22 protein-coding genes are annotated in these 24,112 nt (G+C 50.5%); 16 read left to right on the plus strand and 6 right to left on the minus strand.

Features of this window, described 5'->3' with window-relative positions; all coding sequences use genetic code 11:
- Window positions 1–28: 28 nt before the first annotated feature.
- Both NMD08_RS09310 and pbpG read left to right on the plus strand, forming a co-directional pair.
- Complete coding sequence (locus NMD08_RS09310) at window positions 29–616, plus strand: Yip1 family protein (protein WP_252837765.1); 588 nt, start codon at window positions 29–31, stop codon at window positions 614–616.
- Window positions 617–796: 180 nt separating this feature from the next.
- Window positions 797–1,744 carry a D-alanyl-D-alanine endopeptidase gene (gene pbpG, locus NMD08_RS09315; RefSeq protein ID WP_151219817.1) on the plus strand — a complete coding sequence of 316 codons (948 nt, stop codon included), beginning with the start codon at window positions 797–799 and terminating at the stop codon, window positions 1,742–1,744.
- Window positions 1,745–1,843: 99 nt separating this feature from the next.
- On the opposite strand, the gene dld is transcribed toward pbpG, so the two are convergent.
- Window positions 1,844–3,553, minus strand: coding sequence for a D-lactate dehydrogenase (gene dld, locus NMD08_RS09320; protein ID WP_151219816.1), 1,710 nt, complete (start codon window positions 3,551–3,553; stop codon window positions 1,844–1,846).
- 232 nt (window positions 3,554–3,785) lie between these two features.
- Here dld and bglX point away from each other — a divergent pair, with 232 nt between their 5' ends.
- The 5 genes from bglX (at window position 3,786) to NMD08_RS09345 (ending at window position 10,064) form a co-directional block, all read left to right on the plus strand.
- A complete protein-coding gene (gene bglX / locus NMD08_RS09325) occupies window positions 3,786–6,083 on the plus strand; it encodes a beta-glucosidase BglX (protein WP_370620016.1) in 2,298 nt (765 codons plus the stop codon).
- Window positions 6,084–6,309: 226 nt separating this feature from the next.
- Entirely contained in the window at window positions 6,310–7,227 is a 918-nt protein-coding gene (locus tag NMD08_RS09330; protein ID WP_252837763.1) for an ABC transporter substrate-binding protein, read from the plus strand.
- 15 nt (window positions 7,228–7,242) lie between these two features.
- A complete protein-coding gene (locus tag NMD08_RS09335; protein WP_370620018.1) occupies window positions 7,243–8,409 on the plus strand; it encodes an ABC transporter permease in 1,167 nt (388 codons plus the stop codon).
- A complete protein-coding gene (locus tag NMD08_RS09340) occupies window positions 8,402–9,349 on the plus strand; it encodes an ABC transporter ATP-binding protein (RefSeq protein ID WP_187253399.1) in 948 nt (315 codons plus the stop codon). The genes NMD08_RS09335 and NMD08_RS09340 overlap by 8 nt, the downstream gene beginning before the upstream one ends.
- Window positions 9,333–10,064: an ABC transporter permease gene (locus NMD08_RS09345; RefSeq protein WP_370620020.1), complete on the plus strand. Its 732-nt coding sequence runs from the start codon at window positions 9,333–9,335 to the stop codon at window positions 10,062–10,064. The genes NMD08_RS09340 and NMD08_RS09345 overlap by 17 nt, the downstream gene beginning before the upstream one ends.
- On the opposite strand, the gene NMD08_RS09350 is transcribed toward NMD08_RS09345, so the two are convergent.
- Entirely contained in the window at window positions 10,045–10,152 is a 108-nt protein-coding gene (locus NMD08_RS09350) for a protein YohO (RefSeq protein ID WP_151219811.1), read from the minus strand. The genes NMD08_RS09345 and NMD08_RS09350 overlap by 20 nt on opposite strands.
- Window positions 10,153–10,226: 74 nt before the next feature.
- Entirely contained in the window at window positions 10,227–10,958 is a 732-nt protein-coding gene (gene mlrA, locus NMD08_RS09355) for an HTH-type transcriptional regulator MlrA (RefSeq protein ID WP_151219810.1), read from the minus strand.
- 225 nt (window positions 10,959–11,183) lie between these two features.
- Between mlrA and NMD08_RS09360 the strand changes: the two genes are divergently transcribed.
- From NMD08_RS09360 to NMD08_RS09370, 3 genes are read left to right on the plus strand one after another with little or no spacing between them, the layout of a single operon-like run.
- Entirely contained in the window at window positions 11,184–12,869 is a 1,686-nt protein-coding gene (locus NMD08_RS09360; protein WP_151219809.1) for a sensor histidine kinase, read from the plus strand.
- The gene (btsR, locus tag NMD08_RS09365; RefSeq protein ID WP_103770480.1) at window positions 12,866–13,585 is read left to right on the plus strand and encodes a two-component system response regulator BtsR; all 720 of its coding nucleotides are present in this window, start codon (window positions 12,866–12,868) and stop codon (window positions 13,583–13,585) included. Before NMD08_RS09360 ends, btsR begins: the two co-directional genes overlap by 4 nt.
- 46 nt (window positions 13,586–13,631) lie before the next feature.
- Window positions 13,632–14,102, plus strand: coding sequence for a DUF1456 family protein (locus tag NMD08_RS09370; protein WP_003027346.1), 471 nt, complete (start codon window positions 13,632–13,634; stop codon window positions 14,100–14,102).
- Between the two features lie 42 nt (window positions 14,103–14,144).
- On the opposite strand, the gene NMD08_RS09375 is transcribed toward NMD08_RS09370, so the two are convergent.
- Window positions 14,145–14,603: a YehR family lipoprotein gene (locus NMD08_RS09375; RefSeq protein WP_187253397.1), complete on the minus strand. Its 459-nt coding sequence runs from the start codon at window positions 14,601–14,603 to the stop codon at window positions 14,145–14,147.
- A gap of 161 nt (window positions 14,604–14,764) precedes the next feature.
- On the minus strand, window positions 14,765–16,798 hold the full coding sequence (gene metG / locus NMD08_RS09380) for a methionine--tRNA ligase (RefSeq protein ID WP_151224718.1): 2,034 nt from the start codon (window positions 16,796–16,798) through the stop codon (window positions 14,765–14,767).
- Window positions 16,799–16,961: 163 nt separating this feature from the next.
- Here metG and apbC point away from each other — a divergent pair, with 163 nt between their 5' ends.
- The 6 genes from apbC to NMD08_RS09410 all read left to right on the plus strand — a co-directional run bounded on the left by apbC (window position 16,962) and on the right by NMD08_RS09410 (window position 23,678).
- Entirely contained in the window at window positions 16,962–18,071 is a 1,110-nt protein-coding gene (apbC, locus tag NMD08_RS09385) for an iron-sulfur cluster carrier protein ApbC (protein ID WP_048211189.1), read from the plus strand.
- A 275-nt stretch (window positions 18,072–18,346) separates the two neighbouring features.
- Window positions 18,347–18,622 carry a DUF2574 family protein gene (locus NMD08_RS09390; protein WP_151224717.1) on the plus strand — a complete coding sequence of 92 codons (276 nt, stop codon included), beginning with the start codon at window positions 18,347–18,349 and terminating at the stop codon, window positions 18,620–18,622.
- Between the two features lie 282 nt (window positions 18,623–18,904).
- Window positions 18,905–19,435, plus strand: coding sequence for a fimbrial protein YehD (yehD, locus tag NMD08_RS09395; RefSeq protein ID WP_151219803.1), 531 nt, complete (start codon window positions 18,905–18,907; stop codon window positions 19,433–19,435).
- A gap of 63 nt (window positions 19,436–19,498) precedes the next feature.
- Window positions 19,499–20,179, plus strand: a complete 681-nt coding sequence (locus NMD08_RS09400; RefSeq protein ID WP_370620022.1) for a fimbrial assembly chaperone — start codon at window positions 19,499–19,501, stop codon at window positions 20,177–20,179.
- A gap of 14 nt (window positions 20,180–20,193) precedes the next feature.
- Window positions 20,194–22,683 carry a fimbrial biogenesis outer membrane usher protein gene (locus tag NMD08_RS09405; RefSeq protein ID WP_151219802.1) on the plus strand — a complete coding sequence of 830 codons (2,490 nt, stop codon included), beginning with the start codon at window positions 20,194–20,196 and terminating at the stop codon, window positions 22,681–22,683.
- Window positions 22,684–22,694: 11 nt separating this feature from the next.
- The gene (locus tag NMD08_RS09410; RefSeq protein ID WP_151219801.1) at window positions 22,695–23,678 is read left to right on the plus strand and encodes a fimbrial protein; all 984 of its coding nucleotides are present in this window, start codon (window positions 22,695–22,697) and stop codon (window positions 23,676–23,678) included.
- 55 nt (window positions 23,679–23,733) lie between these two features.
- On the opposite strand, the gene NMD08_RS09415 is transcribed toward NMD08_RS09410, so the two are convergent.
- Entirely contained in the window at window positions 23,734–24,066 is a 333-nt protein-coding gene (locus NMD08_RS09415) for an RcnB family protein (RefSeq protein ID WP_187253394.1), read from the minus strand.
- Window positions 24,067–24,112: the final 46 nt, after the last annotated feature.

Consider the following 24,112-nt stretch of genomic DNA (forward strand, 5'->3'; position numbering starts at 1 on the left):
GGTCCGGAGCTGGCAAGAAGGGGGCGGTATGAACCATGTCTGGGGGCTGTTTTCCCATCCCGATCGTGAAATGCATGTGATCAACAGCGAAAACGAAAGCGTTTCGCATCACTATACCCATCATGTACTGCTGATGGCGGCAATCCCGGTTATTTGCGCGTTTATTGGTACCACACAAATTGGCTGGAGTTTCGGCGATGGCAATGTCCTGAAGTTATCCCTGTTGACCGGATTTGCAATGGCAATTCTGTTTTACGGGGTGATGCTGGCAGGCGTCGCCATTATGGGCCGGGTAATCTGGTGGATGGCGCGTAATTACTCGCAACGTCCGTCGCTGGCACATTGTATGGTCTTTGCTGGATATGTCGCGACGCCGCTATTTTTAAGCGGACTGGTCGCACTTTATCCGCTGGTCTGGCTGTGCGCATTGGTCGGAACTATCGCGCTGTTTTACACCGGTTATCTACTTTATCTCGGCATTCCGACATTCCTGAATATCACCCGCGAGGAAGGGTTAAGCTTTTCCAGCTCGACGCTGGCGATTGGTGTACTGGTACTGGAGGTTCTGCTGGCTATTACGGTGATCCTGTGGGGTTATGGCTATCGGTTATTCTGACGGATAAACCTGTCTGCGCTGCGTTGTTGCCGTAAAAGTCAGCAACGCAGCATTTCGAGACGATTCTCCTGTGGCGGCAAACCTGCCGGATCGCTATGATGCCTGAGCTAGCTTGAGATAATACTTAATCTCTGGCGGTGTGCGTTGTGACGTGCGTAAACCATTATCAGAAATCTCATCATGCTGAAATTCCGAGTTTCATTATTAAGCCTTGCCCTGGTGCTGGCTGTTCCTTTTGCACCCCAAGCCGTGGCGAAAACGGCAACTACCGCAGCGGCTTCTCAACCTGAGATAGCGTCCGGTAGCGCGATGATTGTTGATCTGAATACCAACAAAGTTATCTATTCGAACCACCCGGACCTGGTGCGTCCGATTGCGTCGATTACCAAATTAATGACGGCGATGGTGGTGCTTGACGCGCGACTGCCGCTGAATGAAAAGCTGAAAGTGGATATCAGCCAGACGCCGGAGATGAAAGGCATTTACTCTCGCGTACGACTGAACAGTGAAATCAGCCGCAAAGACATGCTGCTGCTGGCGCTGATGTCATCAGAAAACCGCGCGGCGGCGAGCCTGGCGCATCATTACCCGGGCGGGTATAACGCGTTTATCAAGGCCATGAATGCCAAAGCGAAAGCGCTGGGCATGACCCAGACACGCTTTGTGGAACCCACCGGGTTATCGATCCATAACGTCTCGACCGCCCGTGATTTAACCAAACTGCTGATTGCCAGCAAACAGTATCCGCTGATTGGCCAGCTAAGTACGACGCGTGAAGATATGGCGACATTTGCCAACCCGGCGTATACGCTGCCGTTTCGTAACACCAACCATCTGGTATACCGCGATAACTGGAATATTCAGTTAACCAAAACCGGGTTTACCAATGCGGCGGGCCACTGTCTGGTGATGCGCACGGTGATTAACAACAAACCGGTTGCACTGGTGGTGATGGATGCCTTTGGCAAATATACCCACTTTGCCGATGCCAGCCGTTTACGTACCTGGATCGAAACGGGCAAGGTAATGCCGGTTCCGGCGGCGGCGCTGAGCTATAAAAAGCAAAAAGCGGCTCAGATGGCGTCGGCAGGTACTGCGACGGGTGAGCAAACCGCGCAAAACGATTAAATAAGACGCTATCTGGCCTACATGGCACTCATGTTGCTGTAGGTCAGGCAAGCAAAGCGCCTCCGGCAACATGTCCGGGGGCGCTTATCTTTTCCCGGTTTACGACTCTTTCCAGTATTTCAGCTTACTCGTTTTACCGATACCCGGATTCATACTGTTGGTCGGATCATTCTCACGGTAAAAACGGGTCAGGGTTTCCGGTGCCTGATACAGATGCCCGACGTTATGCTCTGCCGGGTACTGCGCCCCGCGCTCGCGCAGGAGTTCCAGCATCTGCTCTTTCAGCGCATGCGCATCCACGCCTTTTTTCACGATGTAATCCTGATGGAAGACGTAACACATAAAGTGACCGTAATAGAGTTTGTGCACCAGCTGGCTGTCGATCTCTGGCGGCAGATGCTCGTACCATTCGGTGTCGTTACGGCGTAGCGCGATATCCAGCGCCAGAATATCTTCCACTTCATCTGCATGCACGGCCTGATAACGTATCGCCGCGCCAGCCGCCGCAAAACGATGCAAAAATGCCTTGCTGCCTTCTTCCGGCGTACAGGCAAAGAAGTCACCTTCAGCGGTTTTGAAATACTCGCTGAGCCAGTTTTGTGCTTCAGCCACGCCGCCACCGGCCATTTTTAACAGCAGGTGATGTTCGTATTTATCGCGCCAGCTTTTCATGCGCGCCGGTAAGTGGCTGGGGAACAAATGGCCAAACTTCTGCATGGCGCGATCGGTAAAGTGCGGACGGAAAATTTTCACTTTTTCCAGCATCGCATCGGTGCGGCCTTTCAGGGTGAAGAAGAACGGCATTTTGTCGGTGCCGAGCTTGTCGATCATCAGAAACGTATCTTTGCCGTATTGCTCTGCGATATCGTAAATGTCGCGGTGCATGTATTCACCAGCGACCGGCAGATGCTCAAATTTTGCCAGAATATGACGGCGAATTTCCGTTAGCACCTCAGGCTGATTGGTGCCGATGTAAAAGACCTGCTGATTTTTTTCGGCCTCGAAGGTGTCCAGACGCACGGCGAAAACCGCGAGCTTACCTGCACAACCGGATGATTCAAACAAGCGATCCGGGTCGGCGTTATAGCGGGCTGGCGTGTCCGCCTCAATATCTCTGACGCGGGTGACGTAGTCGTGATCGTGCGCGTGTCGCCCGTCGTGGCGGACATCGTCATCTTTAATCCGTTCGTCATCAAGTTTGCTCAGGATCTGCTCCGGGGTCTGGCCCAGCTCGATACCCAGATGGTTGACCAACTGCAATTTGCCCTGTTCGTCAATACGTGCAAACAGCGACATCTCGGTGTATGCCGGGCCGCGTTGTACCAGCGAGCCGCCGGAGTTGTTGCAAATGCCGCCAATTACCGAAGCGCCAATACAGGAGGATCCGATCACTGAATGCGGCTCACGGCCAAACGGTTTGAGCGCCTTTTCCAGCGAATACAGCGTTGTACCGGGATAAGCCAGCACCTGTTCGCCTTTGCCGATGACGTGCAGTTTATCCAGACGCAGGGTGCTGATAATGACAATCTCGCGGTCGTAATCATTACCGCTCGGCGTAGATCCTTCGGTCAGGCCGGTATTGGCGGCCTGCATGAGGACAATTTTATCTGCGGTGACGCAAGCGTTGAGGACGCGCCACAGTTCTAAAAGCGAGCCCGGGAATACAACGGCGAGCGCCTCGCCCTGACCGGAGCGAAATCCCTTGCGATAGCGGGCAGTTTTAGCAGGTTCAGTGAGCAGGTGAGAATGACCCACCAGACGGGTCAGTTCATTAAGGAAAGCTTTATTATCGGTTGTAATGGAAGACATTCTCCACTCCTTGTGGTGGGACTCAATATCAGGAACAAGCATAGCGCTTTGTATGACAATACGCTTTCTCATTCATATTGTCTCTGGTTCGTCTTCTAATGATTTGCGCTGGTTTTGAAAATTAGGAGAATAACCTTAGCTTTCTTTATCACTCCCGTTTAGTCTTACGGCAAACTGCGGTTTTTGTTATATTTTCGCTGCTCCGTCGGGAAAAAATAAAGAGAGAATCAACATGAAATGGCTATGTTCTGTAGGTGTCGCGGTGAGTCTGGCGTTGCAGCCCGCGTTGGCGGACACTCTGTTTGGTAACCATCCACTGACGCCAGAAGCGCGGGATGCCTTCGTTACCGATTTACTTAAGCAGATGACCGTGGATGAGAAAATTGGGCAACTTCGTTTGATAAGCGTCGGGCCTGATAACCCGAAAGAAGCCATCCGCGCGATGATCAAAGACGGGCAGGTTGGGGCAATTTTTAACACCGTCACGCGCCAGGATATCCGCAAAATGCAGGATCAGGTGATGGAACTTAGCCGCCTGAAAATTCCTCTCTTTTTTGCCTACGACGTATTACACGGCCAGCGTACCGTGTTCCCGATAAGCCTCGGTCTGGCATCCTCCTTTAATCTCGATGCGGTCAGAACCGTGGGGCGGGTTTCCGCCTATGAAGCTGCCGATGATGGTCTGAATATGACCTGGGCGCCGATGGTCGATGTCTCACGCGATCCTCGCTGGGGGCGCGCCTCGGAAGGGTTTGGTGAAGATACCTATTTGACCGCCACGATGGGCAAAACCATGGTGGAAGCGATGCAGGGGAAAAGCCCGGCAGACAGGTATTCGGTAATGACCAGCGTCAAGCACTTCGCCGCATATGGCGCGGTTGAAGGTGGGAAGGAATACAACACCGTCGATATGAGTCCACAGCGTCTGTTCAATGATTATATGCCACCGTACAAAGCCGGGCTGGACGCCGGTAGCGGTGCGGTAATGGTGGGTCTTAATTCGCTGAACGGTACACCGGCGACGTCGGATGCCTGGCTGTTAAAAGACGTGCTGCGCGATGAGTGGGGCTTTAAGGGCATCACCGTTTCCGATCACGGTGCGATTAAGGAACTGATTAAGCACGGTGCCGCTGCCGATCCTGAGGACGCGGTGCGCGTGGCGATCAAGTCCGGTATCAACATGAGTATGAGCGATGAGTATTACAGCAAATACCTGCCGGGGTTGATTAAGTCAGGCAAAGTGACGATGGCGGAGCTGGACGACGCCGCGCGTCATGTGCTGAACGTAAAATATGATATGGGGCTGTTTAACGATCCGTACAGCCATCTGGGGGCTAAAGAGTCTGACCCGCAGGACACCAACGCGGAAAGCCGTTTGCATCGCAAAGAGGCGCGTGAAGTGGCGCGTGAAAGCCTGGTGCTGCTGAAAAACCGTTTGGAAACCTTGCCGCTGAAAAAATCCGCCACCGTAGCAGTCGTCGGTCCGCTGGCCGATAGCAAGCGTGATGTTATGGGCAGTTGGTCCGCTGCCGGTGTTGCCGAACAGTCAGTAACAGTGCTGACGGGAATTAAAAATGCCCTCGGCGAGCAGGGGAAAGTGGTGTACGCCAAAGGGGCGAATATCACCAACGACAAAGGCATTGTCGATTTCCTCAACCTGTATGAAGAGGCTGTGAAGGTTGATCCTCGCTCGCCGCAGGCGATGATCGATGAAGCCGTGAACGCCGCGAAGCAGTCTGACGTGGTGGTTGCGGTGGTCGGCGAAGCGCAGGGCATGGCGCATGAAGCCTCCAGCCGCACCGATATCACTATTCCACAGAGTCAGCGTGACCTGATTGCCGCCCTCAAAGCAACGGGTAAACCGCTGGTTCTGGTGCTGATGAACGGACGTCCGTTGGCGTTGGTTAAAGAAGATCAACAGGCCGATGCGATCCTCGAAACCTGGTTTGCCGGGACTGAAGGCGGTAACGCCATCGCCGATGTGCTGTTTGGCGATTACAACCCGTCAGGTAAGCTGCCGATGTCTTTCCCGCGCTCTGTCGGACAGATCCCGGTCTATTACAGCCATCTTAATACTGGACGCCCGTATAATGCGGACAAGCCGAACAAGTACACATCGCGCTACTTTGATGAAGCGAATGGTCCGTTGTATCCCTTTGGCTATGGCCTGAGCTACACCACGTTCACCGTTTCTGATGTGAAGCTTTCTTCTCCAACGATGAAACGTGACGGGACCGTGACGGCCAGCGTGCAGGTGACCAACACCGGGAAGCGCGAAGGTGCGACGGTGATTCAGATGTATTTACAGGACGTGACCGCTTCCATGAGTCGTCCGGTAAAACAGCTGAAAGGTTTTGAGAAAGTGAATCTTAAGCCGGGCGAAACCCAGACAGTCAGCTTCCCGATCGACATTGAAGCGCTGAAGTTCTGGAATCAGCGTATGCAATACGATGCAGAACCGGGCAAGTTTAACGTCTTTATCGGTGTGGATTCCGCCAGAGTGAAGCAGGGCGAGTTTGAACTGCTGTAATTAATAACGCCACGCATCATGCCTGATGGATACACTTATCGGGCCTGCAAAATCAGATCATCCGGCAAATTCACTTTGGGTTTGCCGGATTTTTTTTATTTTATCATCGCCTTATCGAGAATATCTCTCAGCGTTATTACCCAATTGCCAGGTTAATGCCTGATTTTTCGACTATGCTTTTTCCTCAAGTCTCTGAAAGGAGCCGTAAAAGAATGAGGAGAGCTGCATGATAATCTCAAAAGTTTGGGTGGGTTCGCTGGCGTTGTTAGCGGTGGTGAGCATGCCCTTACAGGCCGCGTCACCCGTCACGGTCGGTTCAAAAATAGATACCGAAGGCGCGCTGCTCGGCAATATTATTTTGCAGGTGCTCGAAAGCCATGGCGTGAAAACCGTCAATAAAGTGCAGCTGGGGACTACTCCGGTGGTGCGTGGGGCAATTACCTCTGGTGAGCTGGATATTTATCCGGAATACACCGGCAATGGGGCATTCTTTTTTAAAGATGAAAATGATCCGGCGTGGAAAAATGCCAGCGCTGGTTATGAAAAAGTGAAAAAGCTGGACGCTGAGAAAAATAAACTGGTCTGGCTAACGCCTGCACCCGCCAACAACACCTGGACCATTGCGGTACGTCAGGATGTCGCGCAAAAGAACAAACTTGAGTCCCTGGCTGATTTAGGCCGCTACCTGAAAGAGGGAGGGACGTTCAAACTTGCCGCCTCTGCGGAATTCATCGAGCGGGCTGACGCGCTGCCTGCGTTTGAAAAAGCCTATGATTTCAAACTGAATCAGAATCAGCTGCTGTCGCTGGCGGGAGGGGATACCGCGGTGACGATTAAAGCAGCGGCGCAGCAGACCTCAGGGGTCAATGCGGCGATGGCCTATGGCACCGATGGTCCGGTTGCGGCGTTGGGTTTGCAAACATTGAGCGATCCAAAAGGCGTCCAGCCCATTTATGCGCCAGCGCCCGTCGTGCGTGAATCGGTGCTGAAGGACTACCCGCAAATGGGAGAATGGCTGCAACCGGTATTTGCCAGCCTGGATGAAAAAACGTTGCAACAGCTGAATGCCAGCATTGCCGTGGAGGGACTGGATGCGAAAAAAGTCGCAGCAGATTACCTGAAGCAAAAAGGATGGGTTAAGTAACGGCGTCTGCAGCGGGTGGGTGTTTTGTCGAATTTTTCAGTCAATCGGGTGCTGTTGCTGCTGGTGTTTCTTACTTTCGCGGCGGCAGCGCTTCCTTTTATTAGCTATGCTCCCAATCGCCTGGTGTCCGGCGAAGGTCGTCAACTCTGGGATATCAGCTCCTACACGACATGGGGATTGGCGGTGGCCTGTTTGCTGCTGTGTGTACTGAGCGTTGTACCGGGAAGGTCCGGCAATATATTGGCGCTTATCGTTTGCCAACTGTTGGTGATTGCCGCGCTGGTAACCGCAGGTACAAAGGCAACGTATCTGGCGAAGACGGGTAGTCCGCTGGCCAGAACCAGCCTGGGCAGCGGGTTCTGGTTAGGCGTGGGGCTGATGCTGCTGGCCGCCAGTGACGCTATTCGTCGCATCACCGCTAAGGCGCTGTGGCGTTGGGTGCTGCATGCGCAAATATTCATTGTGCCGCTGGTGCTTTTGTTCTCCGGCACGCTTAACGATCTTTCTCTGCTTAAAGAGTATGCCAACCGTCAGGACGTCTTTAACGATGCGCTGGCGCAACATTTGACGATTCTGTTCGCAACCGTGGTGCCCGCGTTGCTTATTGGCGTGCCGATGGGCGTCTGGTGTGCTTTTTCCGTCGCCCGCCAGGGGCCAGTTTTCGCACTACTGAACATCATCCAGACCATTCCCTCCGTCGCGCTGTTTGGCCTGTTAATTGCGCCGCTGGCCGGGCTGGTGAAGCACTTTCCCGTGTTGGGCTCGCTCGGTGTTGCCGGAACCGGTCTGACGCCTGCGCTTATTGCGTTGGTGTTGTATGCGCTGTTACCGCTGGTTCGTGGCGTCGTTGCTGGCCTGAATCAGGTTCCGCGCGATGTGCTGGAAAGCGCCCGGGCGATGGGGATGAGCACTCGTCAGCGGTTTATCTCAGTGCAATTTCCCCTGGCGCTGCCGGTCTTCTTACGCAGTTTGCGCGTGGTGATGGTCCAGACGGTGGGGATGGCCGTGATAGCCGCGCTGATTGGCGCAGGGGGATTTGGCACCCTGGTCTTTCAGGGATTGCTCAGTAGCGCCGTTGATTTAGTGCTGTTGGGTGTGATCCCGGTTGTTGTCTTGGCAGTGTTGATTGATGCGCTGTTTGATTTAGGGCTCGCGCTGCTAAAGGTATCGAATAATGATTGAATTTCGTCACGTCAGTAAAATCTATGGTCAGCAAAAAGCCGTCGATGACCTTAACCTGCAGTTAGGGGAGGGCAGCTTTTCGGTGTTAATCGGTACGTCAGGTTCGGGGAAGTCCACCACGCTGAAGATGATTAACCGACTGGTTGAGCACGACAGTGGGCAGATCCGTTTTGCCGGAGAAGAAATTCGTAGCCTGCCGGTGCTGGAGCTAAGGCGGCGCATGGGGTACGCGATTCAGTCTATTGGTTTGTTTCCCCATTGGACCGTCGCGCAGAACATCGCCACCGTACCGCAGCTGCAAAAGTGGTCGCGCTCACGTATTGATGACCGCACAGATGAACTGATGGCCCTGCTGGGCCTTGAGGCGAATTTGCGTCACCGTTATCCGCATCAGCTTTCCGGCGGACAGCAGCAACGGGTCGGGGTTGCGCGCGCGTTGGCGGCAGATCCGCAGGTACTACTGATGGATGAGCCTTTTGGCGCGCTGGATCCTGTCACCCGTGGTGCGCTACAGCAGGAGATGACGCGTATTCACCGTTTGCTGGGGCGTACTATTGTGTTAGTGACGCATGATATCGACGAGGCGCTAAGGCTGGCTGAGCATCTGGTCCTGATGGATGCTGGAAAGGTTGTCCAGCAAGGTACACCGCTGTCGATGCTGACCGCGCCAGCGAATGATTTCGTGCAAACTTTTTTTGGCCGCAGTGAACTGGGCGTACGGCTGTTGTCGTTGCGTACGGTAGGTGATTTTATCCGTCGCGGCGAACACTCGGACGGCGAGCCGCTGGTGGATGAAATGACGCTTCGTGATGCGTTGTCGGTGTTTGTGGCGCGGGGCTGCGACGTATTGCCGGTCGTGACCACGCAGGGATTGTCCTGCGGTACGCTTCATTTTCGCGATTTGCTTTCGGAGACGCCGACCCGTGAAACGTCTTGCTGATCCGCTGCTATGGCTTATTGTCGTGTTCCTGATCCTGTTGGTGGGGTTGCCTCACAGTCAGGCCCTGTTTAGTTCGCTGTTCCCTGCGTTGCCGCGCCCCGTGTATCAGCAGGAAAGTTTTATGGCGTTGGCGCTGGCCCATTTTTCTCTGGTGGGGATCTCAAGCCTTATCGCCGTATTGATTGGCGTTGGGGCGGGTATTGCGGTAACCCGATCCTGGGGCACAGAATTCAGGCCGATAGTGGAAACCATTGCCGCCGTGGGGCAGACATTTCCTCCGGTCGCTGTGCTGGCTATTGCCGTACCGGTGATGGGGTTTGGTCCTGAGCCTGCAATTATTGCGCTGATCCTGTATGGGGTATTACCGATCTTACAGGCAACTCTGGCGGGACTTGGCGGCATTTCTTCCAGCGTGATGGATATCGCCAGTGGAATGGGCATGAGTCAGGGGCAGCGGCTGCGTAAAGTGGAGTTGCCGCTGGCGGCACCGGTTATTCTGGCGGGCATTCGCACGTCGGTCATTATTAATATTGGCACCGCAACGATAGCTTCAACCGTCGGGGCAAATACGCTGGGCACGCCGATTATCATCGGGCTTAGCGGGTTCAATATCGCCTATGTGATTCAGGGAGCGCTGCTGGTCGCGCTGGCGGCGGTAATTGTCGACCGCGGATTTGAACGATTAGCGAGCTGCCTTACCCTGCACGTAAAATGAATGTGTAACCTGCCAGCATGACACCGCCGATACCGCCGATGGCCATCAGCAGGAAGAGGGTGATGACACCGATTTTAGCTGCGTTCATTATGCACTCCTTATGTGAATCTAAGGATTGTACACTTTTGTTAATAAAATATTAAGAGCTTATCCCAGTAGGCTCTAAATACCGAGTGGATAAATATCGTGACCTAACGCGCGCCATTCGCTTAACTGTTGCTCCTGAGCGGGCGTTTGGCTTTCGCCGCACCAGATAAGTAAGGTGCGGCCTGCAAACAGCTCTGGTCGCAATTGGTTCAGTGAGTGGGCGAGGACGTCAACGCGCCATCCCTGCTGGCTGGCGACCCACCCCTCCAACCATAAGCGGGTGGTATCATGAATATTCCAGCCGACAACCAAGGCATCTTTGCCCTGTTTCTTGCGTGCCGAAGCCAGACAAATCGCGATGTAATTAATGAGGACGCCGTCGAGGATCCCCAGTAACGCCTGGAGGATCGGCTGCTGACATTGCAGACGTCGGCGTAACGGAATGAATAAATGGGTGTTGAGCGTTTGTGCGGGATAATCCTGACCACGCTCTTTGATCCACATTCTGAGGCTGTGCAGATTACTACTTTGCAAATAGCTCAACAGCGTCTCTTGTTGTTCGCGCCAGCCGTTATGCACATCAATATTTTCATTGCTGAGCAACGTTTTTACCTTACTGACCTGAACGCCATTGTTGATCCAGCGTTTTATCTCACGGATCCGGTCGATATCCGCGTCGTTGAACAGGCGATGCCCGCCATCTGTCCGCTGCGGTTTCAGTAATCCGTAACGCCTCTGCCACGCGCGTAAAGTGACAGGGTTGATATCACAAAGCAAAGCCACTTCACCTATTGTGTAAAGCGCCATCGTTGTCTCACTTATGCTTGCGAGGTCCCAGTTTTACTTTAGACGCTCTTTTGCGAACCAGGTAGTTTTGGCTGTTTTTTGATCAATAAATGGATGGGTTTGTAGTCATGCTCGCGCTTTCGAGTGATCGTTCTCACAAATTCCTTTTTTTTTGCATCACTTCAAAGAAAGTTACGCGCAGCCCATGTATGTTACGCGCTTTTAAGTGATGTGTGGTTGGCGGGTATGTACGAGTTTAATCTGGTGTTGCTGCTGCTTCAGCAGATGTGCGTGTTTCTCGTTATCGCGTGGCTCATGAGCAAAACGCGTTTGTTTATTCCGCTGATGCAGGTGACTATCCGGTTGCCGCACAAACTGCTTTGCTACGTTACCTTTTCCATTTTCTGCATTTTGGGCACCTATTTCGGGCTGCACATTGATGACTCCATTGCGAACACTCGCGCTATTGGCGCTGTAATGGGCGGGTTGCTTGGCGGCCCGGTGGTCGGCGGTTTAGTTGGCCTGACCGGCGGTTTGCATCGTTATTCGATGGGCGGAATGACGGCACTTAGCTGCATGATTTCGACCATTGTGGAAGGTTTGCTTGGCGGGCTGGTGCATAGCGTGCTTACCCGCCGTGGCCGTACCGATAAAGTCTTCAGCCCGTTGACGGCGGGTGCCATAACTTTTGTCGCCGAACTGGTGCAGATGTTGATCATCTTATTAATCGCCCGGCCGTTTGATGATGCCTATCGACTGGTCAGCAATATCGCCGCGCCGATGATGGTGACGAATACCGTGGGCGCGGCCTTGTTTATGCGTATTTTGCTCGATAAACGAGCGATGTTTGAAAAATATACTTCGGCTTTTTCCGCCACCGCGCTCAAAGTTGCCGCCTCAACGGAAGGGATTTTGCGCCAGGGCTTCAACGAGGTTAACAGCATGAAAGTCGCTCAGGTGCTGTATGAAGAGCTGGACATCGGTGCCGTGGCGATTACCGACCGCGAGAAGCTGCTGGCGTTTACCGGTATCGGTGACGACCATCATCTGCCGGGTAAACCTATCTCTTCCTCGTACACTCAGAGGGCGATTGAAACCGGAGAGGTGGTTTATGCCGACGGCAATGAAGTCCCTTATCGCTGCTCTTTGCATCCGCAATGCAAATTAGGCTCGACGCTAGTGATCCCTTTGCGGGGAGAGAACCAGAGGGTGATGGGGACCATCAAATTGTATGAGGCCAAAAACCGTCTCTTTAGCTCGATCAACCGCACGTTGGGGGAAGGGATCGCCCAACTGCTTTCGGCGCAGATACTGGCCGGGCAGTATGAGCGGCAAAAAGCGATGCTCACGCAGTCGGAAATCAAACTACTGCATGCGCAGGTGAATCCCCATTTTCTGTTTAATGCGCTCAACACGATCAAAGCCGTGATCCGACGTGATAGCGAGCAGGCCAGCCAACTGGTGCAGTATCTGTCGACGTTCTTTCGCAAAAACTTAAAACGCCCATCGGAGATTGTGACGCTGGCCGATGAAATTGAACACGTTAACGCTTATTTGCAAATTGAAAAGGCACGGTTTCAGTCGCGCCTGCAGGTAACTTTGACGGTGCCGGATGCGCTTTCGTATCAGCAATTACCCGCCTTTACCCTACAACCTATTGTGGAGAATGCTATCAAGCACGGTACCTCTCAGCTGCTGGATACCGGGGAAGTGTCGATTACCGCCCGTCGCGAAGGACAGTATCTGATGCTGGATATTGAAGATAATGCCGGGTTGTATCAGCCAACGTCTGAGGCCAGCGGATTGGGTATGAGTCTGGTTGATAAACGACTGCGCGAGCGGTTTGGCGATGATTTTGGCATCAGCGTAGCGTGTGAACCTGACCGCTTTACCCGAATCACTTTACGACTTCCTCTGGAGGAACTGGCATGATCAAAGTGCTGATTGTCGATGACGAACCGTTAGCGCGGGAGAATCTGCGGATCCTGTTGCAAGAGCAAAGCGACATCGAGATTGTCGGCGAATGTTCGAATGCGGTGGAAGCCATCGGCGCGGTACATAAACTGCGTCCGGATGTCCTGTTCCTTGATATTCAGATGCCGCGTATCAGCGGTCTGGAAATGGTTGGCATGCTTGATCCCGAGCATCGCCCGTACATTGTTTTCCTGACCGCTTTTGATGAATATGCGGTGAAAGCATTTGAAGAACACGCGTTTGATTATCTTCTCAAGCCGATTGAAGAGGCGCGGCTGGAAAAAACGCTGAGCCGTTTGCGTCAGGAACGCACGAAACAGGATGTTTCGCTACTGCCAGAGAATCAACAGGCGCTGAAATTTATTCCGTGCAGCGGCCACAGCCGAATTTATTTACTGCAAATGGATGACGTGGCGTTTATCAGCAGCCGTATGAGTGGCGTGTATGTGACCAGCAGCGACGGCAAAGAAGGCTTTACCGAGCTTACACTCAGAACGCTGGAGAGTCGCACGCCGCTGTTGCGCTGTCATCGACAATACCTGGTGAATATGGCGCAATTACAGGAGATACGCCTGGAAGACAATGGCCAGGCCGAGTTGATTTTACGTAACGGTCTGACGGTTCCGGTAAGTCGTCGTTATCTTAAAAGTCTAAAAGAGGCGATTGGACTGTAAAACTGATACACTGCGCGCCATTGCATCACCGACAGTTGAAGGCTCTATGCTAAGTAACGATATTCTTCGTAGCCTGCGCTACACCCTGAAAGCGAACAATAACGACATGGTGCGTATTCTTGCGCTTGCTGACATGGAATCCATCTCCGCAAATTTCGATACCTGGACGACAAAAGAAGATGAAGACGGGTTTGTTCGCTGCCCGGATATCATTCTTTCCGGTTTTTTAAACGGTCTGATTTATCATCTGCGCGGCAAAGATGATTCTGCGCCGGAACTGGCGCTTGAGCGTCGTGTTAATAACAATACGGTGCTGAAAAAGCTGCGTATCGCCTTTTCGCTGAAAACCGATGATATTCTGGCGATTATGACCGAGCAGAAATTCCGTGTGTCGATGCCGGAAATTACCGCTATGATGCGCGCACCGGACCATAAGAATTATCGCGAATGCGGCGATCAGTTCCTGCGTTATTTCCTGCGTGGTTTAACGTCGCGAGAGCATAAAAAGAAAGCGTAAAGCAGCGCTGGCGACCACGATCAAAATCGGGTCGCCGATGCTTTACTTCACTTCTTTAAAACCCGCCGATTCCATTACCGTTTGCATTTGCTTCATGCTGATGTTTTTATCGGCGTTTTCAGATAGTTTAATCCCTGAAATGGCCTGCAACGCTTTTATATCAACTTTTTCCATATCGATAGTGACATTTTCTTGCGCGTAGGTATCTGAATAGGTAAGTTTTTCTTCTATACCAGTAATGTTTTGATATTTGGTGCTTAACGCGTTGAATACTATTGCTGCTTCTTCTTTATTGCTGGCACCGACTGACGCATAGCTGATTTTACTTTCAGAGATTTGCTTCAGGACCTTATCACCTTTATACGTGTAAGAAACGGTGATATCAGAACCGTTAAGATTGGCATTGAATGTTTTCGTTTCTTCTTTATCACCACATCCCGCCAGGAAAAAAACAACAATCGACGCAACAGCGAGAGAAACAAATTTTTGCAACGCTTTCATGTAAAACTCCATTTTATGAATATTGAATACCAGTGAGAGATAGAATAAGGCGAATAGCAGTGGCTGAGCAGTCCGGAAATGGAGCAGGGGAGAATTTCAGATTAGGGGAAGAATTGATGCAATAAAAAAGCGCTGCGGTTGCAGCGCTTGTTGTTTCTAACTTACTTCACCTGTTGGCCTGGTTTTGCACCTTCATCCGGGCTTAACAGGAAGATATCTTTCCCACCAGGACCTGCTGCCATCACCATCCCTTCAGAAATGCCGAAGCGCATCTTACGAGGAGCCAGGTTGGCAACCATAATGGTCTGACGCCCAATCAGGGTCTGCGGATCCGGATAAGCAGAACGAATACCAGAGAAAACGTTGCGCTTCTCGCCGCCGAGATCCAGCGTCAGGCGCAGCAGTTTATCGGAACCTTCCACGAACTCTGCGTTTTCAATCAGCGCCACGCGCAGATCAACTTTGGCGAAATCGTCAAAAGTGATGGTTTCCTGAATTGGATCATCCGCCAGTGGGCCGGTTACCGGTGCGGCAGCGGCTTTCACTTCTTCTTTCGACGCCTCAACCAGCGCTTCAACTTGTTTCATGTCGATGCGGTTGTAGAGCGCCTTAAAGGTGTTGACTTTATGACCGAGCAGCGGTTGTTCGATGCCATCCCAGGTCAGTTCGCTGTTGAGGAATGCTTCGACACGTTCAGCAAGCGTCGGCAGTACCGGCTTCAGCCAGGTCATCAGGACGCGGAACAGGTTAATGCCCATGGAGCAAATTGCCTGCAGGTCGGCGTCACGGCCTTCCTGTTTAGCCACGACCCACGGAGCCTGTTCGTCAACGTAGCGGTTAGCTACGTCGGCCAGCGCCATGATTTCGCGGATTGCTTTACCGAATTCACGGTTTTCCCACGCTTCACCAATCACCACTGCAGCGTCTGTAAAGGTTTTATACAGCGCAGGATCGGCCAGTTCAGCCGCCAGCACGCCGTCAAAGCGCTTACTGATAAAGCCCGCGTTACGGGACGCCAGGTTGACCACTTTGTTGACGATATCAGCGTTGACGCGCTGGACAAAATCTTCCAGGTTCAGGTCGATATCATCAATACGTGACGAAAGCTTCGCCGTGTAGTAGTAGCGCAGGCTGTCGGCGTCAAAGTGCTTCAGCCAGGTGCTGGCCTTAATGAAAGTGCCGCGAGATTTAGACATCTTCGCGCCGTTTACCGTCACATACCCGTGAACGAACAGGTTAGTCGGCTTACGGAAGTTACTGCCTTCCAGCATGGCAGGCCAGAACAGGCTGTGGAAGTAGACGATATCCTTACCGATGAAGTGATACAGCTCGGCGTCGGAATCCTTCTTCCAGTACTCATCAAAGCTGGTCGTGTCACCGCGCTTGTCGCACAGGTTTTTGAACGAGCCCATATAGCCGATTGGCGCATCCAGCCAGACGTAGAAGTACTTGCCGGGCGCGTTCGGGATTTCAAAACCGAAGTACGGGGAATCGCGGGAAATATCCCACTGCTGCAGGCCGGATTCGAACCATTCCTGCATTTTGTTCGCCACTTGCTCCTGCAACGCACCGCTGCGCGTCCACGCCTGCAACATTTCGCTGAATGACGGCAGGTCAAAGAAGAAGTGTTCGGAGTCACGCATTTCCGGCGTCGCGCCAGAAACCACAGATTTCGGCTCGATAAGCTCGGTAGGGCTGTAGGTTGCGCCGCACACTTCACAGTTATCGCCGTACTGATCCGGAGATTTACATTTCGGGCAGGTGCCTTTAACGAAACGATCCGGCAGGAACATGCCTTTTTCTGGATCGTAAAGCTGGGAGATAGTACGGTTCTTAATAAAACCGTTCTCCTTCAGACGTGTGTAAATCAGCTCAGACAACTCACGGTTCTCTTCGCTGTGCGTAGAGTGGTAGTTGTCATAGCTGATGTCAAAACCCGCAAAATCAGTCTGATGCTCCTGACTCATTTCACCGATCATCTGCTCTGGCGTGACCCCAAGCTGCTGCGCTTTCAGCATGATTGGCGTACCGTGTGCGTCGTCTGCGCAGATGAAGTTAACCTGGTGGCCGCGCATTCGCTGGTAACGGACCCAGACATCAGCCTGGATGTGCTCCAGCATATGGCCGAGGTGGATAGAGCCGTTGGCGTACGGCAGCGCGCACGTTACCAGAATTTTCTTCGCGACTTGAGTCATAGTAGGCAATTACTTCTTTTGTAGTGAAAAGGGCTTTGATAGTACCAAAATGGTAATTACTGCGCCAAGCGATAAGGGCATTTATCCGTAAATGAATAATTGTTGCCGTTGGAGTAAACTAGCGGTGACTATTGTATATTCAGAACAACAAAAAGGAGTCGGGATGAACGCACAATCCCAGGCCAAATCACCAGAGACCCTGCGCGCCATGGTTGCCGGGACGCTGGCGAATTTTCAGCATTCAACCCTGAAGCATAATCTGACGACGCTTAAAGCGTTGCATCACGTCGCCTGGATGGATGACACGTTGCACGTTGAGCTGGTCATGCCGTTCGTCTGGCATAGCGCGTTTGAGGACTTAAAAGAGCAATGTAGTGCCGACCTGCTGCGCATTACCGGTGCGAAAGCGATCGACTGGAAACTGTCGCATAACATCGCGACGTTAAAACGCGTGAAAAACCAGCCGGGCATAAATGGTGTAAAAAACATCATCGCAGTCAGCTCGGGTAAAGGTGGTGTAGGTAAATCCTCTACCGCCGTGAACCTGGCGCTGGCGCTGGCTGCTGAAGGAGCGAAGGTAGGTATTCTGGACGCCGATATTTATGGCCCGTCTATTCCGACAATGCTCGGCGCGGAAAACCAGCGTCCAACCTCACCTGACGGTACGCACATGGCGCCGATCATGTCTCACGGTCTGGCGACGAACTCCATTGGTTATCTGGTCACTGACGATAACGCCATGGTGTGGCGCGGCCCGATGGCCAGCAAAGCGCTGCTGCAGATGCTGCAGGAAACCTTATGGCCGGATCTTGATTACCTGGTACTGGATATGCCGCCGGGTACGGGTGACATCCAGTTGACGCTGGCGCAGAACATTCCGGTAACGGGAGCTGTTGTGGTGACCACTCCGCAGGACATTGCACTAATCGATGCCAAAAAAGGCATTGTGATGTTCGAAAAAGTCGAAGTACCGGTGCTGGGTATTGTTGAGAATATGAGTATGCATATTTGCAGCAACTGCGGTCATCACGAGCCAATCTTTGGCACCGGTGGGGCGCAGAAGCTGGCAGAGCAGTATCACACTCAACTGCTGGGACAGATGCCGCTGCATATTTCCCTGCGTGAGGACCTCGATCGTGGTATGCCGACGGTCATCAGCCGTCCTGACAGCGAATTTACTGCCATTTACCGCAGCCTGGCAGGGCGTGTCGCTGCCCAGCTCTACTGGCAGGGAGAAGTTATCCCTGGTGAGATCGCCTTCCGCGCAGTGTAATTTTAGCTGTAGCCGTGGTTTTTAATCCATTCGCCGTATCAATAATATATTGATGCGGTGAATGGATTTAGTGAAAAGTTGAACCCTGATATTTATCCAGCCTGTATAATTCATGTCTTTTTCTGAATAATCCTCTTTAATACATCATTTAAATTGATCAATCTGATCCCATCAATCTACAATTCCGATTGGATTGAGCGGTGTATTTCGCCCATACTGTCACTTAACAGGCCATCTGCATGTTATTTGATGTTAACCACAGGAGTTATGATCAAATGAAAAAACATTGGCTGATGGGAATTATAATTCTGACTTATGGAATGAGTGTTTTTGCTTCCGATACTGCCTCTTTAACCATCGACGGCAGGGTAGTCGAACCGACTTGTAGTACTGATGTTGTAAATAATGAAATACATCAACGATGTGGAGAAACTCTTCATCTTTCAACTATCAACAATGTGACGTCTTCGCCTGCGCGAGGCGTGGTGACTGATATTGTTATTGTTCATGGTGATAGTTCGCGCCAGATCGTGCTAAATAGCTATGATTAAAAAAGTTTCTTTTTATTCATGGCTAGATATAGTTTTGAAGAATGATGCCTAGTTTTATATTTGTTTGAAGAATCTCGCCCCAGCTAGTTAATGCCATTAAGTTATTAATTCTAATAATAACTTAAACTGTCACTTATTTGTTGTGATTATATTGCAATGATTAATTTGAGTTAAGTCAATAAAACAACGCGTTTACATTGCGGTAACTTTTTTCCTGTGAGAATTTAATTTCAAGAAATACCACCTCTTAATAATAGAAATTAATTCATTAAGGAAGATATTATGAAAGCTTCAATCATTTCTGCTACTGTTCTTTCTGCTGTATTTATGAGCGCAGGGGCTTTTGCTGCTGATACCGATCAGGGTGAACTGATTATTACTGGTAAGGTGGTGGGAACTACCTGTAAATTTACGGGCGATAGTACGGCGACCATTGGTATGAACCAAATTGGTGCTGACAGATTAAATACCTTAAGCGCTGGTGGTGTTTATGATGGATACTCAAATAAAACCACCGTTCCCTTAACCGTTGAATGTACTGGTACTGCAGCGCCGAAAATAACTTTCTCCAGCTCGCAATTTGACAGTAATAATAAACACATTACACGAAATACCGCATCAAATAATGGTGCTGGTTTTGCGGTCTATTATGGTGATAAACAGGTTAATCCTGATTCAAGTATTAATTTAACGAAAACCGCAGACAATAAATATGTTCTGGACTTTAGCGCGCGCTACGCGAAAGTGGGTTCAACTGACGTCACCGCTGGTGATGTGGCCTCTTCGCTGACGATGACTGTAGTTACTGATTAAGATTACAATCCTGTTTGTCGGCGGCTGTGGTCGCCGGTTTTTGCTGTAGTAAGGATAATTATAATGAAAAAGTTATTAATATTATTTTTTGCTGGCTCGGTAATGCCGGCGTGGGGAGGTATTTATATTTACGGCACTCGTGTCATTTATCCGGCGCAGAAAAAAGAAATTACCGTGCAAATCATGAACGAAGGCAGTCGTGGTGCTCTGGTTCAGTCGTGGATTGACGATGGTGATACCAGCCTGCCGCCAGAGAAAATTCAGGTACCGTTTGTGATGACTCCGCCAGTAGCAAAGGTTAGCGGTGGTTCCGGCCAGCAGCTGAAAATTAAGCAGTTAGCAAATACGTTACCGAAAGATCGTGAAAGCCTTTTTTTTCTTAATGTGCTCGATATACCTCCTAATTCAGCGGAATCAGAAGGTAAAAATATAATTAAATTTGCTATGCAGAACCGCATCAAATTTATTTATCGCCCACCGGGTGTTTCTGGTGTCGATAAAAAAAGTTTTACCCATCTGAATGTCAGTCATGCTAGTGGTGGGATAAGAATTAAAAATAATTCTGCTAACTGGATTACTATTCCTGAATTGATAGGTAGTTCAAAAATTAATAAAGAGACGTTACTGTTAGCACCGTGGTCAGAGAAAATGTTAAGTACTACCGCTGTTGTTAGTGACTACAAGGTTACACTTATTGACGATTACGGTAATTATTTGAGTGAAAGAATAGAAACTGAAAAATAGCTTAAGGACTGGCTATGTTAAAGATCAATTCGATTACACTGGCCATCCTGTCGGTGCTGACGGCCTCATCATCTGCATGGGCTGAAGAAGAAACCTTTGATACCCACTTTATGATCGGTGGTTTAAATGGTGAAAAAATATCCCGCTATCAAATTGATGGCGATAAGCCAATGCCCGGAATGTATGAAATGGATGTTTATGTAAATAATCATTGGCGGGGTCATTATAATATTAATATTAAATCCGATCCGGATGCGGCATGCTTACCCTGGGCGCAGTTGCAGAAAATTGGTATTCGTACTGAGGGGATTAAAGCAGATAAAACTGTAGAGTGTGTACCGCTGCGCGCGGCAGTTCAGGGCGGCAGTGTCGGTTATGACATAGGGCAATTTATTCTGAATCTAAGCGTGCCGCATGCGTATGTGCTTGAACATGAGTCAGGATATATGTCGCCTGAAACCTGGGAACGCGGGGTTAACGCTTTTTATACATCTTATTACGCCAGCCAGTATTACAGTAATTATAAACACGGCGGCGATGATAAAAGTAGCTATGTGAACCTGAATAGCGGGTTGAACCTGCTTGGATGGCAGTTGCACTCAAATGCCAACTATATAAAAGGCAACGAGAACAGCGGTAATTGGAAAAGTAACACGTTATATATGGAGCGCGGTATCCCGCAAATACTTGGCACGCTACGTACCGGAGATATGTACACCGGTTCGGATATCTTTGACGCGGTACGTTTTCGCGGTGTGCGTATCTGGCGTGATATGCAAATGTTACCGAACTCAAAACAGAATTTTACCCCAGTAGTACATGGGATTGCCCAGAGCAACGCGTTGGTAACCATCGAACAAAACGGCTTTGTTATTTATCAGAAAGAAGTTCCACCAGGCCCATTTGCTATTGATGATCTGCAACTTGCTGGCGGCGGCGCGGATTTAGATGTGAGCGTGAAAGAGGCCGACGGCTCAGTATCCCATTACCTGGTGCCTTATTCATCTGTGCCGAATATGCTGCAGTCAGGCGTATCAAAATATGATTTTGCTGCCGGGCGTAGCCATATTGAGGGGGCTGGCAATCAGTATGATTTCCTACAGGGCAGTTATCAGTATGGTATGAACAATTTGCTAACGGTCTATGGCGGTACAATGCTGTCGCAGAATTATTCTTCATTTGTGCTCGGGACCGGCTGGAATACACCTATTGGCTCGGTATTGGTAGATGCCACGCGATCACATAGCGAACAGGATAATGGTGATGTTTTTGATGGTCAGAGCTATCAGGTTGCGTGGAACAAGTATGTCGCCCAGACCAGCACGCAGTTTGCGCTGGCAGCTTATCGTTATTCATCGCGGGATTATCGTAGCTTTAATGACTACGTGTGGGCGAATAATAAAAATCACTATCACCGCGATGAAAATGATGTTTATGACCTTGCGGACTACTATCAGAACGACTTTGGCCGTAAGAACAGTTTTTCTCTGAACATCAACCAGGCACTGGCTGCTGATTGGGGATTTCTGGCCGTCAGCGGTTTGTGGCGTGACTACTGGCAACGTAGTGGAACGGGAAAAGATTATCAGTTGAGTTATTCGAACACGTGGCAGCGAGTTAGCTATACCTTTGCCGTTAGCCAAACGTACGATCAGGATAATCACGAGGATAAGCGTTTTAACCTGTACATTTCCATCCCGTTTTCGTGGGGGGACGGTATTTCCGCTCCTCGGCGCGATCTGTTCGTTTCTAACTCAACAACGTTTGATGATGATGGTTATCAGTCGAATAACGCCAGCTTAAGCGGGGTGGCGGGTAATCGCGATCAATTCAGCTATGGCGCCAACCTCAGTCACCAACGACAAGAGAACGAGACAACGGCGGGCGGTAGCATGGTCTGGCGCGCGGCAATGGCGACTGTGGGCGGCAGCTACAGCCAGTCGAATAAGTATCAACAGGCCAGCGGTAATATTCAGGGCGGTGTTGTGGTGTGGTCTGACGGTGTGGCGCTGACGTCCCGGCTTTCCGATACTTTCGCCATTGTTAAAGCGCCGGGGTTACAGGGGGCGGCGGTGCAGGGACAGCGTTACTTAACGACGAACAGCAAAGGTTACGCGGTTTATGACGGCCTGACCCCGTATCGCGAAAATATGCTGATGCTGGATCTTTCTGACAGCCACAGCGATGTTGCCTTACTTGGCAACCGCAAAGGTGCGGTACCTTATCGCGGTGCGGTTGTACTGGCGGAGTATGAAACTGACAGGCGTAAACCCTGGTATTTTCTTGCCCAGCGTCCGGACGGCTCTCCGTTATCGTTTGGCTATGAGGTTGAAGATAGTGCGGGTAATAACATTGGTCTGGTCGGCCAGGGCAGTCGGTTATTTATTCGCACCAACGACATTCCTGCGTCGGTACGCGTCGCGGTTAATAAACAGCTGGGACAATTCTGCACGATTACCTTCGATAAGGCGATTGATGAGAATGAAGTCTATATTTGCCGATAAGGATGCGAAATATGAAAGAGTATCTGTATTTACTATTTTTGCTATTGTCATCCTTTGGGGTACAGGCGGGATGTACGTTTCAGTCATTAAACGGGGGAACATCGACAATCAATCTGGATATGACATCCGGTAAGGCGACAGCAAAAGTAAATCTCAATGCCAGTGGCAATATAACATGTACTGCTAATACCGATAGTTTATATTATGCAACACCCCTCAAGGATTATATTGTTGCTATCCAGGGGAGCAGCGGTAAGAAGGTATTAATTAGTATTAATTTAACGAGTAACGATTTTCCTGTCAGTATTGGTCGAACAACTGTAAGTGCCGGTGAAACACTAAATACCAAGAATTTCACCATTACAGCAAGTTATTTGAGTTCAGGTACCGCAAAACAGACGGTATCTGGCGATGCGTTTAGTTTGAGCGATTCAGCGGTCAGTATTACTGCTGAAAATGACTGCACAGCAAACTGGTTAGCTTATCTTTTTTGTTGGGCTACAAAGCGGTTGTCGAATACTTCAACCTTTACCCAGAATATGAACTTCACTGTAACGCACAAACCAACAACCTGTCGTTTCTCAAAAACTACATATGAGATAAAAATGCCGGATACGACGCTAAAAGAAATATTAAGTGCAAACAATACTAAATCAGGTTCTACAGATCTCACACTGAGTTGCGAAGGTATCAACGGCGTCACTACCAATCCAGTCAGTTTTAAAGTTGCGCGTGGCGACTGGAATGATAGTGGGACAATATTGATAAATACTTTAACGGGTGGTGCAAAGGGCGTAGGTTTCCAGATTTACAACGGCAGTGCGACCTCGCCGTTGAAATTGGGGGATACGCTGATGAACAAAATACCTAAACTGACTGAAATCAAAAGTGGCTACACGTTCCCCATCACCGCGAAATATGTTCGCGTAACAGGAGAATCACTACAGCCTGGTGAGGTACAAAGTAAAGTGATCTTTGCGGTATCTTACGACTGATTGATTGGTGGTTATTTCACGTACTTTCTTGCTGAAAGTACGTGTTTTTATTCTATTAACGATGATAAAAAATCTCGCCGTCGTAGGCTTTAATGATCTTAGCATCGGCATCATTGACCAGCACATACGCGCCGCCCATGTAGGTCCAGTGGGTGCCTGCCGTCGGTGCGGGCAGGTTGCGCAGATTCCACTGCTTTATGGTGTATTCGTCGGTGAGATACAGTGGTGGAACCTTGTCACCGGGTTTGAAATGGGTGAAGTCAGCAATAAAGCTGCTCAGCTCATACTTATCAATTCCGGTGGGGGCAGCTTTTGTGGCCGGTGCGGCCCAGACGACACTGCTCGCAAGCAGAAGTGCGCTCAGCAACATTTTATTTTTCATACCCATCCTCTCTACTTATTCGGGTCGTCAAAATCAGTCGTGTATCATTTCT

This window comes from Citrobacter meridianamericanus (assembly GCF_041320245.1).
Lineage (GTDB): Bacteria > Pseudomonadota > Gammaproteobacteria > Enterobacterales > Enterobacteriaceae > Citrobacter > Citrobacter meridianamericanus.

What these genes read in the sequence shown, in the direction of transcription:
- NMD08_RS09370 (WP_003027346.1), top strand. Translation starts at nt 13,632, where the DNA reads ATGCTAAGTAACGATATTCTTCGTAGCCTGCGCTACACCCTGAAAGCG.
- yehD (WP_151219803.1), top strand. Translation starts at nt 18,905, where the DNA reads ATGAAAGCTTCAATCATTTCTGCTACTGTTCTTTCTGCTGTATTTATG.
- mlrA (WP_151219810.1), bottom strand. Translation starts at nt 10,958, where the DNA reads ATGGCGCTTTACACAATAGGTGAAGTGGCTTTGCTTTGTGATATCAAC.
- bglX (WP_370620016.1), top strand. Translation starts at nt 3,786, where the DNA reads ATGAAATGGCTATGTTCTGTAGGTGTCGCGGTGAGTCTGGCGTTGCAG.
- NMD08_RS09375 (WP_187253397.1), bottom strand. Translation starts at nt 14,603, where the DNA reads ATGAAAGCGTTGCAAAAATTTGTTTCTCTCGCTGTTGCGTCGATTGTT.
- apbC (WP_048211189.1), top strand. Translation starts at nt 16,962, where the DNA reads ATGAACGCACAATCCCAGGCCAAATCACCAGAGACCCTGCGCGCCATG.
- NMD08_RS09350 (WP_151219811.1), bottom strand. Translation starts at nt 10,152, where the DNA reads ATGAACGCAGCTAAAATCGGTGTCATCACCCTCTTCCTGCTGATGGCC.
- metG (WP_151224718.1), bottom strand. Translation starts at nt 16,798, where the DNA reads ATGACTCAAGTCGCGAAGAAAATTCTGGTAACGTGCGCGCTGCCGTAC.
- NMD08_RS09405 (WP_151219802.1), top strand. Translation starts at nt 20,194, where the DNA reads ATGTTAAAGATCAATTCGATTACACTGGCCATCCTGTCGGTGCTGACG.
- NMD08_RS09410 (WP_151219801.1), top strand. Translation starts at nt 22,695, where the DNA reads ATGAAAGAGTATCTGTATTTACTATTTTTGCTATTGTCATCCTTTGGG.
- NMD08_RS09415 (WP_187253394.1), bottom strand. Translation starts at nt 24,066, where the DNA reads ATGGGTATGAAAAATAAAATGTTGCTGAGCGCACTTCTGCTTGCGAGC.
- pbpG (WP_151219817.1), top strand. Translation starts at nt 797, where the DNA reads ATGCTGAAATTCCGAGTTTCATTATTAAGCCTTGCCCTGGTGCTGGCT.
- dld (WP_151219816.1), bottom strand. Translation starts at nt 3,553, where the DNA reads ATGTCTTCCATTACAACCGATAATAAAGCTTTCCTTAATGAACTGACC.
- btsR (WP_103770480.1), top strand. Translation starts at nt 12,866, where the DNA reads ATGATCAAAGTGCTGATTGTCGATGACGAACCGTTAGCGCGGGAGAAT.
- NMD08_RS09340 (WP_187253399.1), top strand. Translation starts at nt 8,402, where the DNA reads ATGATTGAATTTCGTCACGTCAGTAAAATCTATGGTCAGCAAAAAGCC.
- NMD08_RS09360 (WP_151219809.1), top strand. Translation starts at nt 11,184, where the DNA reads ATGTACGAGTTTAATCTGGTGTTGCTGCTGCTTCAGCAGATGTGCGTG.
- NMD08_RS09310 (WP_252837765.1), top strand. Translation starts at nt 29, where the DNA reads ATGAACCATGTCTGGGGGCTGTTTTCCCATCCCGATCGTGAAATGCAT.
- NMD08_RS09390 (WP_151224717.1), top strand. Translation starts at nt 18,347, where the DNA reads ATGAAAAAACATTGGCTGATGGGAATTATAATTCTGACTTATGGAATG.
- NMD08_RS09400 (WP_370620022.1), top strand. Translation starts at nt 19,499, where the DNA reads ATGAAAAAGTTATTAATATTATTTTTTGCTGGCTCGGTAATGCCGGCG.
- NMD08_RS09330 (WP_252837763.1), top strand. Translation starts at nt 6,310, where the DNA reads ATGATAATCTCAAAAGTTTGGGTGGGTTCGCTGGCGTTGTTAGCGGTG.